General features: G+C 50.8%; 16 protein-coding genes. 8 read left to right on the top strand and 8 right to left on the bottom strand.

Annotated elements, in window-relative coordinates; all coding sequences use genetic code 11:
• Nucleotides 1-64: 64 nt before the first annotated feature.
• From oppB to O1Q98_RS02070, 5 genes are all read left to right on the top strand, one after another.
• Complete coding sequence (oppB, locus tag O1Q98_RS02090) at nucleotides 65-985, top strand: oligopeptide ABC transporter permease OppB (RefSeq protein WP_125259585.1); 921 nt, start codon at nucleotides 65-67, stop codon at nucleotides 983-985.
• A gap of 12 nt (nucleotides 986-997) precedes the next feature.
• Nucleotides 998-1,906, top strand: a complete 909-nt coding sequence (gene oppC / locus O1Q98_RS02085; protein ID WP_125259584.1) for an oligopeptide ABC transporter permease OppC — start codon at nucleotides 998-1,000, stop codon at nucleotides 1,904-1,906.
• Between the two features lie 16 nt (nucleotides 1,907-1,922).
• Nucleotides 1,923-2,912 carry an ABC transporter ATP-binding protein gene (gene oppD / locus O1Q98_RS02080; RefSeq protein WP_125259583.1) on the top strand — a complete coding sequence of 330 codons (990 nt, stop codon included), beginning with the start codon at nucleotides 1,923-1,925 and terminating at the stop codon, nucleotides 2,910-2,912.
• Complete coding sequence (oppF, locus tag O1Q98_RS02075) at nucleotides 2,909-3,913, top strand: murein tripeptide/oligopeptide ABC transporter ATP binding protein OppF (protein ID WP_125259582.1); 1,005 nt, start codon at nucleotides 2,909-2,911, stop codon at nucleotides 3,911-3,913. Before oppD ends, oppF begins: the two co-directional genes overlap by 4 nt.
• Before the next feature lie 115 nt (nucleotides 3,914-4,028).
• Nucleotides 4,029-5,204 (top strand): IS4 family transposase, encoded by a 1,176-nt coding sequence (locus O1Q98_RS02070; protein WP_125261332.1) that lies wholly within the window; start codon nucleotides 4,029-4,031, stop codon nucleotides 5,202-5,204.
• Nucleotides 5,205-5,288: 84 nt separating this feature from the next.
• Here the strand turns inward: O1Q98_RS02070 and O1Q98_RS02065 are convergent, their stop codons facing one another.
• Together O1Q98_RS02065 and cls are read right to left on the bottom strand one after the other, a co-directional pair.
• The gene (locus O1Q98_RS02065) at nucleotides 5,289-5,612 is read right to left on the bottom strand and encodes an HI1450 family dsDNA-mimic protein (RefSeq protein WP_125259577.1); all 324 of its coding nucleotides are present in this window, start codon (nucleotides 5,610-5,612) and stop codon (nucleotides 5,289-5,291) included.
• 53 nt (nucleotides 5,613-5,665) lie between these two features.
• Complete coding sequence (gene cls / locus O1Q98_RS02060) at nucleotides 5,666-7,126, bottom strand: cardiolipin synthase (protein ID WP_125259576.1); 1,461 nt, start codon at nucleotides 7,124-7,126, stop codon at nucleotides 5,666-5,668.
• Nucleotides 7,127-7,451: 325 nt separating this feature from the next.
• Between cls and O1Q98_RS02055 the strand changes: the two genes are divergently transcribed.
• Nucleotides 7,452-7,628: a YciY family protein gene (locus O1Q98_RS02055; protein ID WP_125259575.1), complete on the top strand. Its 177-nt coding sequence runs from the start codon at nucleotides 7,452-7,454 to the stop codon at nucleotides 7,626-7,628.
• A gap of 57 nt (nucleotides 7,629-7,685) precedes the next feature.
• Here the strand turns inward: O1Q98_RS02055 and O1Q98_RS02050 are convergent, their stop codons facing one another.
• Complete coding sequence (locus O1Q98_RS02050) at nucleotides 7,686-9,434, bottom strand: methyl-accepting chemotaxis protein (RefSeq protein ID WP_125259581.1); 1,749 nt, start codon at nucleotides 9,432-9,434, stop codon at nucleotides 7,686-7,688.
• A 150-nt stretch (nucleotides 9,435-9,584) separates the two neighbouring features.
• Nucleotides 9,585-9,881 (bottom strand): YciI family protein, encoded by a 297-nt coding sequence (locus O1Q98_RS02045; protein WP_125259580.1) that lies wholly within the window; start codon nucleotides 9,879-9,881, stop codon nucleotides 9,585-9,587.
• Between the two features lie 222 nt (nucleotides 9,882-10,103).
• On the opposite strand from O1Q98_RS02045, the gene tonB reads away from it, so the two are divergent.
• Nucleotides 10,104-10,865, top strand: a complete 762-nt coding sequence (gene tonB, locus O1Q98_RS02040; RefSeq protein WP_125259574.1) for a TonB system transport protein TonB — start codon at nucleotides 10,104-10,106, stop codon at nucleotides 10,863-10,865.
• Between the two features lie 134 nt (nucleotides 10,866-10,999).
• Here the strand turns inward: tonB and yciA are convergent, their stop codons facing one another.
• The 3 genes from yciA to O1Q98_RS02025 form a co-directional block, all read right to left on the bottom strand.
• On the bottom strand, nucleotides 11,000-11,425 hold the full coding sequence (gene yciA, locus O1Q98_RS02035) for an acyl-CoA thioester hydrolase YciA (protein WP_125259573.1): 426 nt from the start codon (nucleotides 11,423-11,425) through the stop codon (nucleotides 11,000-11,002).
• Between the two features lie 81 nt (nucleotides 11,426-11,506).
• The gene (locus O1Q98_RS02030) at nucleotides 11,507-12,067 is read right to left on the bottom strand and encodes a septation protein A (protein WP_125259572.1); all 561 of its coding nucleotides are present in this window, start codon (nucleotides 12,065-12,067) and stop codon (nucleotides 11,507-11,509) included.
• 167 nt (nucleotides 12,068-12,234) lie between these two features.
• Nucleotides 12,235-12,984 (bottom strand): YciC family protein, encoded by a 750-nt coding sequence (locus tag O1Q98_RS02025; RefSeq protein ID WP_125259571.1) that lies wholly within the window; start codon nucleotides 12,982-12,984, stop codon nucleotides 12,235-12,237.
• Nucleotides 12,985-13,528: 544 nt separating this feature from the next.
• On the opposite strand from O1Q98_RS02025, the gene ompW reads away from it, so the two are divergent.
• On the top strand, nucleotides 13,529-14,158 hold the full coding sequence (gene ompW, locus O1Q98_RS02020; RefSeq protein ID WP_125259570.1) for an outer membrane protein OmpW: 630 nt from the start codon (nucleotides 13,529-13,531) through the stop codon (nucleotides 14,156-14,158).
• A gap of 70 nt (nucleotides 14,159-14,228) precedes the next feature.
• Here ompW and O1Q98_RS02015 read toward each other — a convergent pair whose 3' ends face one another.
• A complete protein-coding gene (locus tag O1Q98_RS02015) occupies nucleotides 14,229-14,957 on the bottom strand; it encodes an oligogalacturonate-specific porin KdgM family protein (protein ID WP_125259569.1) in 729 nt (242 codons plus the stop codon).
• Nucleotides 14,958-15,402 lie beyond the last annotated feature (445 nt).

Below are 15,402 nucleotides of genomic sequence, written 5' to 3'. Positions count from 1 at the left end.
GATAAACCATTGTTTGATAAATAATAGAAGAGAACATCTCAGACCGGTTTGATAGGTAAGGTCAATGTTAAAATTTATTTTTCGTCGTTGCCTGGAAGCAATCCCGACCCTGTTCATCTTGATCACGATTTCGTTTTTCATGATGAGGTTGGCTCCGGGAAGTCCGTTTACGGGAGAACGAACGCTCCCGCCTGAAGTTATGGCGAATATTGAAGCCAAGTATCATCTTAATGATCCGATGATTAAGCAGTATGGCAGCTACATGTTGCAACTGATGCAAGGCGATTTTGGGCCGTCTTTCAAGTACAAAGATTACTCGGTAAATGATTTGGTTGCGCGGGCGTTCCCGGTCTCGGCCAAGTTGGGTGCCGCTGCGTTTTTGCTGGCGATTGTGCTGGGCGTCACATCCGGTGTCGTCGCCGCACTGAATCAGAACAGTAAGTGGGACTATACCGTCATGGGATTTGCGATGACGGGGGTCGTTATCCCAAGCTTTGTGGTCGCGCCGCTATTGGTGCTGGTCTTTGCCATTACGTTGCGCTGGTTGCCCGGTGGTGGCTGGAACGGCGGTGCGCCGCAGTACATCATTTTACCGATGGTGGCATTATCGCTGTCTTATATCGCCAGTATCGCCCGTATTACGCGCGGCTCTATGATAGAAGTCTTGCATTCCAACTTTATTCGTACCGCCCGGGCGAAAGGGTTGCCGCTGCGTCGCATTATTTTGCGCCACGCATTGAAACCGACTCTACTGCCGGTGATTTCTTACATGGGCCCTGCGTTTGTAGGGATTATTACCGGCTCTATGGTGATTGAAACCATCTTTGGTTTGCCCGGTATCGGTCAGCTGTTTGTGAATGGTGCGCTTAACCGCGATTATTCATTAGTGCTGAGTCTGACCATTCTGGTTGGCGCGTTGACCATTGTATTTAATGCGGTCATCGATGTGCTGTATGCGGTCATCGATCCGAAGATCCGTTACTAAGGTAAGACACCCATGTTGTTGAATAAACGTAACCGCGAAGCGGTGGACAGTTTCAGCGAAAAACTCGAGGTGGAAGGGCGCAGCCTATGGCAGGATGCGCGCCGCCGCTTTATGCACAACCGCGCTGCGCTGGCGAGCCTGTTCGTACTGGCATTGATTACGCTGTTCGTGATCCTAGGCCCGATGCTTGCAGCGTTTAATTATGCCGATACCGACTGGAATATGATGTCCAGTGCGCCGGATATGGCCTCAAAACACTACTTTGGTACCGACTCCTCTGGCCGTGACCTGCTGGTGCGCGTGGCGATTGGCGGGCGAATTTCGCTGATGGTTGGCGTGGCCGCCGCCTTGGTCGCTGTGATTGTCGGAACACTGTACGGCGCTGCGTCTGGCTATCTCGGCGGTAAGGCCGATTCGGTGATGATGCGCTTGCTGGAAATCCTCAATTCCTTCCCGTTCATGTTCTTTGTGATTCTACTCGTGACCGTGTTTGGCCAGAATATCCTGCTGATCTTCGTGGCTATCGGCATGGTGTCGTGGCTCGATATGGCACGTATCGTGCGTGGTCAGACGTTGAGCTTAAAACGTAAAGAGTTTATTGAAGCCGCTCTGGTGTGCGGTGTTTCTAGCCGCAATATCGTTCTGCGTCACATCGTGCCTAACGTATTGGGCGTGGTCGTGGTGTATGCCTCGTTGCTGGTGCCGAGCATGATTCTGTTTGAATCCTTCCTGAGCTTTCTTGGTCTGGGGACTCAGGAGCCTCTCAGTAGTTGGGGCGCACTGCTTAATGACGGCGCTAACTCAATGGAAGTTGCGCCGTGGTTACTGCTTTATCCTGCCGGTTTTCTGGTGATTACGCTGTTTTGTTTTAACTTTATCGGCGATGGCTTGCGTGATGCCCTCGACCCGAAAGATCGCTAAGGAGACGCTTCATATCATGATGAATTCGTCACAACACCGTGAAGCGCTGCTCAGTGTGAAAGATTTGCGCGTCACCTTCGGCACACCGGATGGTGATGTCACCGCTGTTAATGACCTGAATTTCTCACTGATGGCGGGTGAAACCCTCGGCATCGTAGGGGAGTCAGGCTCCGGTAAATCTCAGACGGCTTTTGCTCTGATGGGGTTACTGGCGTCAAATGGCCGCATTGGCGGTTCTGCGCGTTTTAATGGCCGCGAGATTCTCAATCTGCCGGAGCGGGAGCTTAACCGCCTGCGTGCAGAAGAGATAGCCATGATTTTTCAGGACCCAATGACATCGCTCAACCCGTACATGCGCGTTGGCGAGCAGTTGATGGAAGTGCTGATGCTGCACAAAAAGCTGGGCAAGAGCGAAGCCTTCGACGAGTCTGTTCGTATGCTGGATGCCGTCAAAATGCCTGAAGCCAGAAAGCGTATGCGTATGTTCCCGCATGAGTTTTCGGGTGGGATGCGTCAGCGAGTGATGATAGCGATGGCGCTGTTATGCCGCCCTAAACTGTTGATCGCCGACGAACCGACCACGGCGCTGGATGTGACGGTGCAAGCCCAGATAATGACGCTGCTCAACGAGCTGAAACGCGAGTTTAACACGTCGATTATCATGATTACCCATGATCTGGGCGTAGTGGCTGGCATCTGCGATAAAGTGCTGGTGATGTATGCCGGGCGCACCATGGAGTACGGCAGCGCCCGTGAGATTTTCTATGAGCCGACGCATCCTTACTCTATTGGCCTGTTAAAAGCAGTTCCTCGTTTGGATGAGGAAAATGAGGCGCTGGCAACGATTGCCGGCAACCCGCCTAACCTGTTGCGCTTACCGAAAGGTTGCCCCTTCCAGCCGCGCTGCCCTTATGCCCAGGATGGCTGTCAGCAGTCGCCTGAGTTGACGCCGTTTGGCGAAGGGCGTTTGCGTGCCTGTTTCCGAAGCGTGGGGGAATTAGTATGAGTGAGCTGGAAAACAAGAAAGTATTGCTGGAAGTGGACGAGCTGAAAGTTCACTTTGATATTCGCGATGACAAGCAGTGGTTCTGGCAACCGGCGAAGAAACTCAAAGCGGTCGATGGCGTCACGTTACGGCTGTATGAAGGTGAAACCTTAGGTGTAGTCGGGGAGTCAGGCTGCGGTAAATCAACGCTTGCCCGTGCCATTATTGGTTTGGTGAAAGCGAGCAGCGGTCGTATTAGCTGGCTTGGCAAAGACCTGCTTGGCATGAGTGATACACAATGGCGTGATGTACGCAGCGATATCCAGATGATTTTCCAGGACCCGCTGGCGTCGCTTAACCCGCGTATGACCATTGGTGAAATCATTGCCGAGCCGTTGAAAACCTATCACCCGCAGATGCCGCGTCAGGAAGTGAAAGATCGCGTTAAAGCGATGATGATGAAAGTCGGTCTGTTGCCAAACCTTATCAACCGCTATCCCCATGAGTTTTCGGGGGGGCAGTGCCAGCGTATTGGTATCGCCCGCGCACTGATTCTTGAGCCGAAGCTGGTTATCTGTGATGAGCCGGTTTCTGCACTGGATGTGTCGATTCAGGCTCAGGTGGTCAACCTGCTACAGCAGTTGCAGCGTGAAATGGGGTTATCGCTGATTTTTATCGCCCACGACCTGTCGGTGGTGAAACATATCTCCGATCGCGTGCTGGTGATGTATTTGGGTCATGCGGTGGAGCTTGGTACCTATGATGAGCTCTACCATAATCCAATGCACCCCTACACGCGCGCCTTGATGTCAGCCGTGCCCATTCCTGACCCGGATAAAGAGCGCAATAAGCAGATCCAACTGCTGGACGGTGATTTACCCTCACCGATAAACCCGCCGGTAGGCTGTGTATTTTGCACCCGCTGCCCGGTCGTTGGGCCGGAATGCGCCAAAACGCGCCCGGTATTGGAAGGCAGTTTCCGTCATGCGGTTTCTTGCCTGAAGGTTGACCCGTTGCCGTAACGTCACACGGACAGAAAAAACGCCCCTCAAGGGCTGACGGTTCCCCATAAATAAAGACAGGCATAGAAGGTTGTGATCTACTTAGTGTTCCACCAAAAAGTAAGGTCACTCCTCTATGCCTGTTTCACAAGTTTGCCATAAATTTTTCAGCCAGTCCCTGAACTCCATTCATCAGTACCGTAAAAACGCCCTGCTCGATATGACCGTGGCCCTGACGCGTGGTGCCTCGCTTTCTCTTACCAGCATCGGCAGATACCTGCCAGGCCCCGCACGTGTTAAGCACAAGATTAAGCGTGTTGACCGGCACCTCAACAGTGACCTGATGTTCAGTGATATTCCCGCCGTCTATCAACAGCTTGTATCCCGCCTCACACACAGCCTTTCAGTTTGTGTCATTGCCGTGGACTGGAGTGGCTATCCTTCATCAGAGCTCAGTGTTTTGAGGGCAAGCTTATTGTGTGATGGTAGAGCTATCCCTCTGATGAGTAAGGTCATTTTCTCCCGCTACCAGCACAACTCTGCCGTACAAAATGCCTTTCTCGATCAGATGGCTGCCGCCATCGGCAAAGATAAGCAGGTCATTATCGTGACCGATGCAGGCTTTCGCAGCGGCTGGTTTCACCACATCCGCTCTCTGGGCTGGGACTTTGTCGGGCGAATCAGGGGCAGCCTCTATTTTCAGGTCGTAGGGGATGAAGAGTGGCAGATGGCGCGGGATATTGTGTCATCAACAACGGCGCGCTATCTGGGGTTCGGGCGTCTGGCACGCAACGCCAGTCGTGACTGTCAGGGACATTTCTACACCGTGCATAAGCGGGCGACGGGCAGGAAAAGCAGCCAGCATTACCCCAAAACAGACAGGATGTACCGTAAAAACGCGCGTGAACCGTGGCTGCTTTTTACCAGCCTAATGGGATATAAGCCACGCGGGATAGTTAAAATTTACAGTCGCCGTATGCAAATAGAGCAGAACTTCAGGGATGAGAAAAGTGAACGTTATGGTCTGGGACTACGGGCAAGCAAAAGCCGGGGAGAAAAGCGGATATCGGTGCTTTGCCTGATCGCCACGCTCTACAGCATCATTATGTGGATGACTGGTTATTACCTTGAAAGTAAAGGAATAAACAGATGGTTTCAGGCGAGCAGTGAGAAATCACGCAGGGTGCTGTCGTATCTGACTTTGAGTGAAAATGTCATCCGGCAGTCGCCGGGACTCCTGTCGGGGATGAACCCCGACAGGGTATATGCCGATATGGCGAGGGCCTATCGAAACATCATAATGGTGTATTAATGATGTTTCTGGGGATCCCTCAGCCCAATTGGGGCGTTTTAAGTCAGAGTCAGTGCGTTTTTCGCCCTTATTGCCGACCGGTGGTTATTCTTTCCACAAAATGTGGCATTGTTTATGGTCTTTTTCCCGGCAAATCAGAATGCGGGCAAAGATATCATTAATTTCTTCGCCGTCTTGCTCCGCCAGGCCAATCACCACCTCAGCAAAAAAATCCGGGTTCAGGTCAACGTCAACATGCTCCTGCCAGTCCGGGGCCGGGTCGTATAATTCTGCACCGCCGCGTTCCTCAAATTGCAGGTTAAACAGCAGAATGTCTGCCGGGTCAAGGTTGTCTGGCGCTAGCTCCAGAAAAATATCATAGGCCTGTTCCAGCGTTTCATCTTCTGTCAGGCGATTATTTAAATCCATACCGCATTCCTGTTAATACGTAATACGGTATTAGAGCATGAAGGGCGATGTGATTACAGTAATGGGCTGAAAAAGTAAAACAAGCGCTCAATAATTCGCTGCCAGTAGGGGCGTGTCAGCCACTCATTGGCATTAAGCCGCCGCGAATGAGAGATATAATCTTCTTGTACGCAGGCCAAATCGGTGCCGAATCCATCGTCGTCAATGACCAGGGTTATCTCGAAATTTAGCCACAGGCTGCGCATGTCCAGATTGACGGTGCCGACCAGACTTAATTGCCCATCGACCAGTACGCTCTTGGTATGTAGCAGCCCGCCTTCAAACAGATAAACCTTAACACCGGCTGCCAGCAATTCGCTGAAAAAGGCTTTACAGGCCCAGCCAACCATCACTGAATCGTTTTTTCCCGGCACGATAATACTGACATCTACGCCACGCTGTGCGGCGGTACAGATAGCGTGCAGCAGGTCGTCACTGGGAACAAAATAGGGCGTAGTCATAATTAACTGCTGACGGGCGGAATAGACGGCGGTTAACAGCGCCTGATGGATCATCTCTTCAGGATAACCGGGGCCGGATGCGATAACCTGAACGGTGTGGCCGCGCTCTTGCTCAAAAGGCATGATGTTGACATCCGGCGGCGGCGGTGCCAGGCGCTGGCCGGTTTCCATCTCCCAGTCCTGGCTGTAAACAATGCCCATGGTGGTACTGACCGGGCCTTCAATTCGCACCATCAGGTCAATCCACTGGCCGACCCCGGAGTCTTGTTTAAAATAACGGGGGTCAACCATATTCATGCTGCCGGTATAGGCGATGCGGTTATCAATCAGCACCACCTTGCGGTGCTGGCGTAGATCCATGCGACGCAGGAAAGCACGCAATAAGTTAACCTGCAGGGCTTCAACCACACTAATGCCGGCTTCTCGCATCAGGTGCGGATAGGTGCTGTGGAAAAATTGTACGCTTCCGGCAGAGTCCAGCAGAATTCTGCATTGCACGCCCCGGCGCGCGGCGGCGAGCAGCGCATCCATCACCCGATCAACCAGCCCGCCGGTTTGCCAGATGTAGAACACCATCTCGATATTACTGCGCGCGAGCTCAATGTCTCGCACCAGCGTCTTCAGCGTATCCTCGCAGGAGGTCAGCAACTGTAATTGGTTGCCCTTGATGCCGCCAATCCCCTGACGTCGTTCACAGAGCTGAAATAGCGAACGGGCAACCTCGCTATTTTCGCTGGCAAAAATACGCCGATATTCTGCTAATTCACGCAGCCATTGCGCCGTGACCGGCCACATTTTCTTTGCGCGCTCCGCCCGCTGTTTCCCCAGATGCAACTCGCCAAACAGTAAATAAGCAACGATACCGACCAGCGGTAAAATATAGATAACCAGCAGCCATGCCATCGCCGAAGGCACGGCCCGCCGTTTCATTAAAATGCGTAGGGTTATACTGGCCACTAACAGCCAGTAGCTAAAAACCAGTAATCCACTGAGTACGGTATAAAAGGTTGTCATAACAAGATTGTACAGTCACTCGCCGGTCGGATTAAGCCTTGTTGCTAATGCGTCAGGCTGTCAGTCGTTTTATGTCGTCAGTGGTCAGTGTAGGGGGTGTTGGTCGCAGGGGAAAGCCCCGGAGTCTGAATACTATAGCGGGCCATACCTCGAAAGGGGCAGGAAATCTGCATAAGGTGCTTGGCGCACCGGGGCAAGTGAATATAATAAGGGCGCTTTTGCTTGCGCCTGTTGTCGGGTTGCGTTCGTATCAGCTCGCCTGATGCGTAACAGCCAGTATGACGGTTGCGGCAGGTTTACTTTCGTTGATGAGAAGAGTCGAGTTATGAAACGCAGCCGCAATGAAGTCAGCCGTTGGCGTATGCAACGCCAGACACAGCGCCGTCGCGCCCGCTGGCTTGAAGCCCAGTCACGTGGCTATCGCCACATTCACCATGCCCGTTATTTGCATCAAAAGCAGCAGCGCCGCGCCCTGTTGTATGCGGTCGCCTACGAGTGGTGAACGCGGTAGGTTTGAAAAAGGCCCAACGTACATCGTGCTGTCGTTGGGCCTTTTTATTTAACCGGCTGGCGCAATTATTGCGGGTATGCCGCTTACCGGCTGTTGTAAGCGTGTGGTGGCTATCGATGACGGGGGCAGTTTGTGACTGGCCGCGCCGGTGTCGTGGTTGTCGGTAAGCAACGGTTCATCGTGCTGTGTGGGTAAAGGCAGGCGGAATAGCGTGACGGAGTGATTCAGTTGTTCTGCCTGTTGCAGCATGTGTTCACAGGTCGCCGCAGAGGTTGCTACCTGCATGGCATTCTGTTTGACCGTTTCATTGAGCGAGCTAATCCGGTGGGTCACGTCATGAATGCTCTGATTTTGATGATGAGATATTTCATTCATTTCATTAAGAAATGCGCTGGTGTCTCTGGCGGCCTGAATGATCTCCTGCAAGCTTTCATTCAGGCTGCCGACCAGCCTGGCACCGGTTGCCACGCTGCTATCGGATTCGCGGATGAGCCCGTTGATATTCTGCGCTGAATGGCTGCTTTGTGAGGCCAGCATGCCGACTTCACGCGCGACGACGGAGAAACCTTTGCCCATTTCGCCTGCGCGAGCGGCCTCGATAGCGGCATTAAGCGACAGAATATGTGTTTGAAAGGCGACATTCTCGATAAGGGAAATCACCTCTGTCATTTCACGGCTACGCCCGGAGATATTTTGCATCGCCAGCTTGACGTCATTCATCATGGTCTCACCCTGTTCGGCAATCTGGCTCGTCTCATGGGCATGATGACTGGCTTGCTGGGTGTGCCGGGTGTTACGTTCAAGGTGCGCGCTTAACTGAACGATATGCTCTGTGGCCATGCGCAGCTCTTCAGACTGATGATGCGCTTGTTCCGAAAGCTGATGGTTATCAGCCGCGACGTGGCTGACTTGCTGCATCATGGTTTCCATGCCCTGGCGAACCTGAAGAATCAGTTTCACCAGCCCGCCTTGCATCTGTATTACGCTATCATTTAATACGCTAATTTCACGTGTAGCCTGTTTTTCCGCCGCGATATGATGTGATAAATCGCCGTCGGCAATCCGGCTAAGATGCCCGGTAATCCGTTTTAGCGGATGAATAATGACTTTATTTACCCCCAGCCACACCAGCAGTGATATCGCCAACAGTAAGCCTAATACCACCATAAAAACGGTGTGTGTCGCATCCAGGTTATTCAGTAACTGTTGGGCATGCTGTTTTTGTTGGGTATCGTTGTCTTGTAAATAACGGGCGTATTTCTGTGTAAATTGGGTTTGATAAGCCTGAATCGGCACAGCAAAGAAAATATCGATTTCATTGGTTTTTTTTATGCCGCCAGCCAGTTCAAGTAAGCCTGCATATAACTGCTGGTAACTGTTTTTCAGGTCATCGAAGGCCGCATCATGGCGGGCATTGGCGGAGAACTGTTCCAGTTTTTGGTAATACGCTTGGGCGTTTGTCAGCGACGCTTCCGCTTCTGACATCAGACTATGCCAACTGCCGACAGAGCCGGTTTCTTTATCAAACATCAGATAGATGCCCGCGCGGTTCAGTTTGTCGCTGGCATTCATGACCTCCATGCGTGCGTGATCCATCAGCGCTTGTTGTTGACGCAGGGCTTCATTGGCTGCGCTATCCTGACGCACATCGCGCATGGTTGTGGAGATCATGGCCACGGATAAAAGCTGAAGCAGGGAAAATGACCCGATGATTAACAACAAACCCGAAAGAAAGCTAAGACGATAGCGACGAAACCAACCGAACATGCCGGTACGCGCTGGGGTCGATAGTGACAGGGCAGATGCGGGTGTTGACATGGTAGTAAACTCTCTGAAAAGAAACTGCCGTCAACATAACATCAGTAAATGACCAAAATATTTCAGATAAACAGAAAGTAAACAGCGGTATTTTTAACATTTAATACCGCTGATTTTTACATGCTTAGATTAAAAAACCTTTCTAAAGGGTTTTACGCTGACGCTCTCGTAAACACCGGCGTGGATATAAGGGTCTTCTTGCGCCCAACGCTGCGCCGCTGCCAGAGTGTCGAACTCAGCAATCACTAGCGAGCCTGTGAACCCTGCCTGGCCCGGGTCTTCGCTATCAATGGCCGGTAATGGCCCGGCCGTCAGCAACCGACCCTGATCGCGCAATTGTTGCAAACGTGCCAGGTGGGCAGGACGTGCGGCCAGACGCTGCTCTAACGTGCCGGGGACATCGGTAGCATAAATCACATACAACATATCAACCTCGCTCTGCCGTGCGTTTGCCGACAGTAATCGGTAAAGTGGGGCCTCATCATACGCGATGCGCACAGTGGCGTTAATCCTCTGCATACAGGAGATAGAGAGAATGACGAAGAGAAAAGGGCCGGGGTGGTGATGAACGGTCGAATTGATCACTTGCTATTGAATATGATTGTCATTTGCATTTAAACTTGAGCGGTGAGAGGACATCATATAACTATGCCGCAGAAAACATTTTTTCTTCCCCACCGCTACACTTGGCCTATGCTGGCCTCGGTGGGGTTTCATGGCAGCTTGATTGCCGGGCTACTTTTCGCCTCATTGCATACGTCAATCAAACAGCCGTCTATGCCGGAGCCGATTCAGGTCGTTATGGTCAATACGGCACCACTTGAGGCCGCGCCTATTCCTGCTGCGCAACCCCAGGCGTTACCTGAGCCGGAACCTGTTACGCCGCCAGAGATACAGCCAGAACCCGTACCAGTGCCGGAGCCTGTGGCGCTGCCGTTACCGGAACCTGTACCAAAGCCTAAACCGAAACCCAAACCTGAGCCGAAGCCGGAACCTAAACCTGTGCCCAAGCCCGTGAAGAAAAGGGAAGTGGTAAAAGAGTCGCCGCCTGATACCCCGGTAGCGCCGTCTGTTGCTGCACAGCCAAGTCCGGCTCCCAGCCCGAAAGCAGCCCCCGTCAGCCAGGCACCGGCGCAGCCTTCCGGGCCCAAAGCATTAAGCCGTGTACAGCCTGAGTACCCGGCACGCGCGTTTGCGTTACATATCGAGGGACGGGTCAAGATCCAGTTCGATGTGGATTCTTCAGGCCGGGTCGATAATGTTCGCGTGCTCTCAGCAGAGCCACCGAATATGTTTGAGCGCGATATACGTCAGGCAATGCGCAAATGGCGCTATGAAGAGAATAAACCGGGAAAAGATTTGGTTGTGACGATTATCTTTAGAATCAATGGCGGCACGGCGATGGAGTAAATGGCCATAGCGTAACGGTCGCGGGCGGTGCAGGCATCGCCTGCCAGGAAAAGCATAAACAGCATAAACAGTTGGAAATAAAAAGTTGGAAAAGAGCAGGCACCGGTAAAAACTAAAGTGCCTGCTTTTTTTTATCAGGCCGGTTCAGGGGCGAAGTGACTTTTCCCGGCAGGAAGGTCGCGAGGCCTGCCGTTTTCATCCACGGCGACGTAGGTAAACAAGGCTTCCGTAGCGCGGTAGCGTTGGCCGATAGGATCGGTCGAAACCTTTTTCACCCACACTTCCACGTTGATGGTCATTGAGCTACGCCCGGTACGCACACAGCGTGCGTAGCAGCAAACCACATCGCCAACGGCGACCGGCTTGAGAAACGTCATTCCGTCAACGCGTACGGTGACGACACGCCCCTCGGCGATTTCTTTCGCCTGAATCGCGCCGCCAATATCCATCTGGGACATCAACCAGCCGCCGAAAATATCGCCATTCGCATTGGTATCTGCGGGCATCGCCAGGGTTCTTAATACCAGTTCGCCGTGAGGCAGCGCATCTTGTTTACTCATACAGTCAATGCATCCACTTGTGGGTAGTCAGTATCGATCCTATTCCTCTGCCAATTTGCCTGTTGGAATAGGGTTATCGTGTTATTTCTTGCCTTCATTTTCCGTGTTTCCCGGTTCAGCGGGTAAGTGGCGATAAATATAGATGCCACAAAGCAGCGTAAAAATCAGCGTCAGCCCGGTGAGGCCGAAAACTTTAAAATCAACCCAGACGCTTTGTGGCAGCCAGAATGCAATATAGATGTTGGCGCAGCCACACAGCAAAAAAAACAGCGCCCAGGCAATATTCAGCTTACCCCATACGGCCTGCGGCAGAGACAGCTCCTTACCCAGCATGCGCTGAATCAGCGGTTTTTTCATAACAAACTGGCTGAATAACAACGCAATCGCAAACAGCGAATAAATGAGGGTGACTTTCCACTTGATGAACTGATCGTTGTGAAACACCAGCGTCAGGGTGCCAAATATGGCTACCATCAAGAAAGTGACCAGCATCATTTTTTCGACTTTGCGATACAACAGCCAGCTAAAAAGCAGGGCCGCCGCCGTCGCCGCGATAAGCGCGCCGGAGGCAACATAAATGTCGTAGAGCTTATAACAAACAAAAAAAACAATAAGAGGTATAAAATCAATTAGTTGCTTCATTTTTCCAATCCATTACTTACCCGCTAACCTAATACACTGTGAAAGATTATCGCGATTTGCGCGACCGGATTCCCGGTTTATCCTAACACTTTGCAGAACATTACCTGCTTTGACATGGTGGCGACGCCATGGTGCCGTGACGTCAGTACACCCCACGGCACAACCGGTTAACCCCTGAGCAGCATGTACAGGCGGAATACATAAACAAGCAACAGCGCAGACAGCATATTGCTAACACCATTTAACAGTACGGCCAGCAGCGTTGGAGAGACAGGCAATCGAGCCAGCAACAGCAAGACGGCAACCTTCGCCAGTAGCCACAATAGCACCGCAGGCGCTGTCTGGCGAAAATGCGCGAAGGCCAGTTTTGTGCTGGCGCGCATGGCGGCGAAAAGACCGCTTCTTTCTGTGACGGCAATGACCGGTGAGATGCTAAGGGCGACTGAAAGTAAAATCCCCGGAACCACTAACAGCACCATGCCAAGTTGAATCAGCAAGGTGCAGACCAGAATCAGCATAAAAAGGCGCGGTAAAAACGGCGCAGCGGCGCTGATGGCGCGTAGCGCGCTGGTTTGATAGCCCGCAGACACCTGCTGAATCAACATCAAAACGCCCCCGGTTAACAACGCATTACCAACCAGTGTCGCCAGTGTTCCGGCGGCTGAGGCCTTGAGCAATATCATCTGCTGCTCGGGTGAGAGTTGCTGAATGATATCGCTAAGGCTTGGTTGATCAATCGAAGACAAATCAATCTGGCTGCTGCTGAGTTGTTGTAACTGCTCGGCGCTGGGGGTCAGTAGATGCCCGAGCACCACCGTTATCAATGCACTAAGCAATGCCAGCATTAAAATGCTAACGGATTGATTACGCGTAAAATTCAAGGTGTCACGGTATAACCTGCTGGCCGTGATAGGCATGAAAACTCCTTGGCAAAGGTTGACAATAGGGCGTGGTCACAGAATGTGTCTCGCGCTATTGTAACCTGTTCAGCTCCACCGTGGCACCCTGACGTCACGTCTGATCATCTGGTTATTTTTCCTGCGTTTACAATTCAAACTCATGGCTGGCAGCTGTTATCAACGCAGGCAAACCGTAGGCCGCCCGCCCGCGATCGCAGGCCTTATTTCTCCGTCCATTTTCTTCTTATGCAAGGGGGGATGGCATGACTCATGGTTTGATTACCCACCGGCCTCAATCGGCGTCACCGTTACAGTGAGAGAGGAAAAATAAAATTTACGCTGCCATCGCCATGCGGTGCCGCTTTTTTGCGCCGGGTGTGCAAATCGCCTTAAGTGCGCTTTTTGATTTAGATCAATTCTTTGTTTTTTATGGAGTTACGCGATTTTGATGGATGCCGTAATTAATGAAGAAAACCTATCAAGATGTGATCTGGGTTAAAACAAAAATACCACTTGATGGGTATAGTTCGCCCGGATATTAACCATACAAAAGGGGTGGATAATGAAAACGTCTTCTTTATTGATGATAGCAGCTGCGATGATTCCTGCTCTGGCACAGGCGCACCAGGCGGGAGATGTGATTTTCCGTGCGGGTACCGCAACCGTTCGTCCGGTTGAAAGTTCAGATGATGTATTGGGCAGTGGCTCTTTTAGCGTGAATAACAATACCCAGTTGGGGTTAACTGCCGGTTATATGTTCACCGATAACATCGGTGTGGAATTATTGGCGGCTACGCCGTTCCAGCATAAAGTCGGGTTAGCGGGGCTTGGCAATATTGCCAAGGTAAAACACCTGCCGCCGACGTTAATGGCGCAGTACTACTTCGGCGAAGGTACGGATAAGCTGCGCCCATACGTTGGCGCGGGCCTGAATTACACCACCTTCTTTGGTGAGAAATTTACCCAAAATCTGGATGGCGCGCTGACTGACCTCAGCCTGAAAAACTCCTGGGGTGTGGCGGCGCAGGCGGGTCTGGATTACAACCTGAATAAAAACTGGCTGCTGAATATGTCCGTGTGGTGGATGGATATAGACACCACCGTGAAGTTTAAAGCTAACGGTCAGGATCAAAGCATTAAAACCCGCCTCGACCCGTGGGTATTTATGTTTGGGTTTGGCTATAAATTCTAAGTACAGCGACAGCATAAAAAAAGGCGGAACTGATGTTCCGCCTTTTTTATCATCTGCTGATTAAACAGAATTAGAAGTTGTACTGTACACCTACACGGTAGCGAGTCTGGCGATCACCTTTATTTTTGTCGGTATCTTCGACATTGGCAACCTGAACATACGGTGTCCAGTTTTTATCAATTTTGTAAGACAGTTTCACGTCATGAGTGAAGTTATCATTATCCTTGTCGGCAATATAACCGAAAGCTCCTGCTTTAGTATTTTTGTTATACTCCAGCTCATATTCAACAGTGAAGTTGTCCAGGAATTTATAACCCAGTGTGCTGGTGATCGTATAACCTTTCATTGTAGTGTCAGCATTATTAGTAGATGCAATATTACCGCTATAGCGCTTATAGAATGGGCGATAACGCAGGTTATAATACAGGTTGTCTGTAATGCTCACACCACCTTTAATGTAAGGACGATAGTTGTTAGTTGTACTGTCTGAAACTAAGTTGAAACCTGCTTCAGTGCTGAACATTTTGTTAAATTTGTACAGGTAGCTGGCAGTAACTTCAGTACCGTTGCTGACTTGTTCGTGATACACCTTATTTGGTGTCTGATCTTTATCAGACTGTTTCCACTTCACTTCAGAAGACAGACCAAAACCGTTCTCAAAGCGATGGGAAATCAACAGGCGATCCTGATGGTTCCCTTTCGAGTTATCTTTCATCTCATGACGGTAGTCAAATGTCACCGCCATTGAACTCATACTTACTAAAGACGCCACCATCACTGTCAGAATTTTAAATTTCATCGTCATAACCCTCTCAGAGATCATTTAAGAAATCATTTTTATTTGTTGTTGCACCATATCGAACGACGCGGCACACAGACATTCTTATTTATCTCTGCTTACAAATGTGTGATCGAGGACAGTAAATGGCAAAAATGAAAAGCAGTTTCATAGTGTGACGGCTGTCATTTACAGCATCACCAAACTGTGTTTGAGGGAATAAAACAGTGTTTCAATAAAAATATGTGACATTTCTTTGCTGTATTGCTTGATTGGAATTATTTTATTACAAATATCAATATCGAGTCACTTAATAATAATTGAATAACCTCCAGTCAGTGTTCTTTGTTACCCGCTTTTTTGACCACACATTTGCCACATAGTTGTGAATGAGTTTTTCATTTTGTGACGTGGCGCAGGTTTTTGATGCGTCATCATGACGGGGTAACGGGCCGGGACGGTGGGT

The sequence above is a fragment of the Dickeya lacustris genome (genome assembly GCF_029635795.1).
Taxonomy (GTDB): domain Bacteria; phylum Pseudomonadota; class Gammaproteobacteria; order Enterobacterales; family Enterobacteriaceae; genus Dickeya; species Dickeya lacustris.
This window is presented reverse-complemented; position numbering and strand designations above follow the sequence as displayed.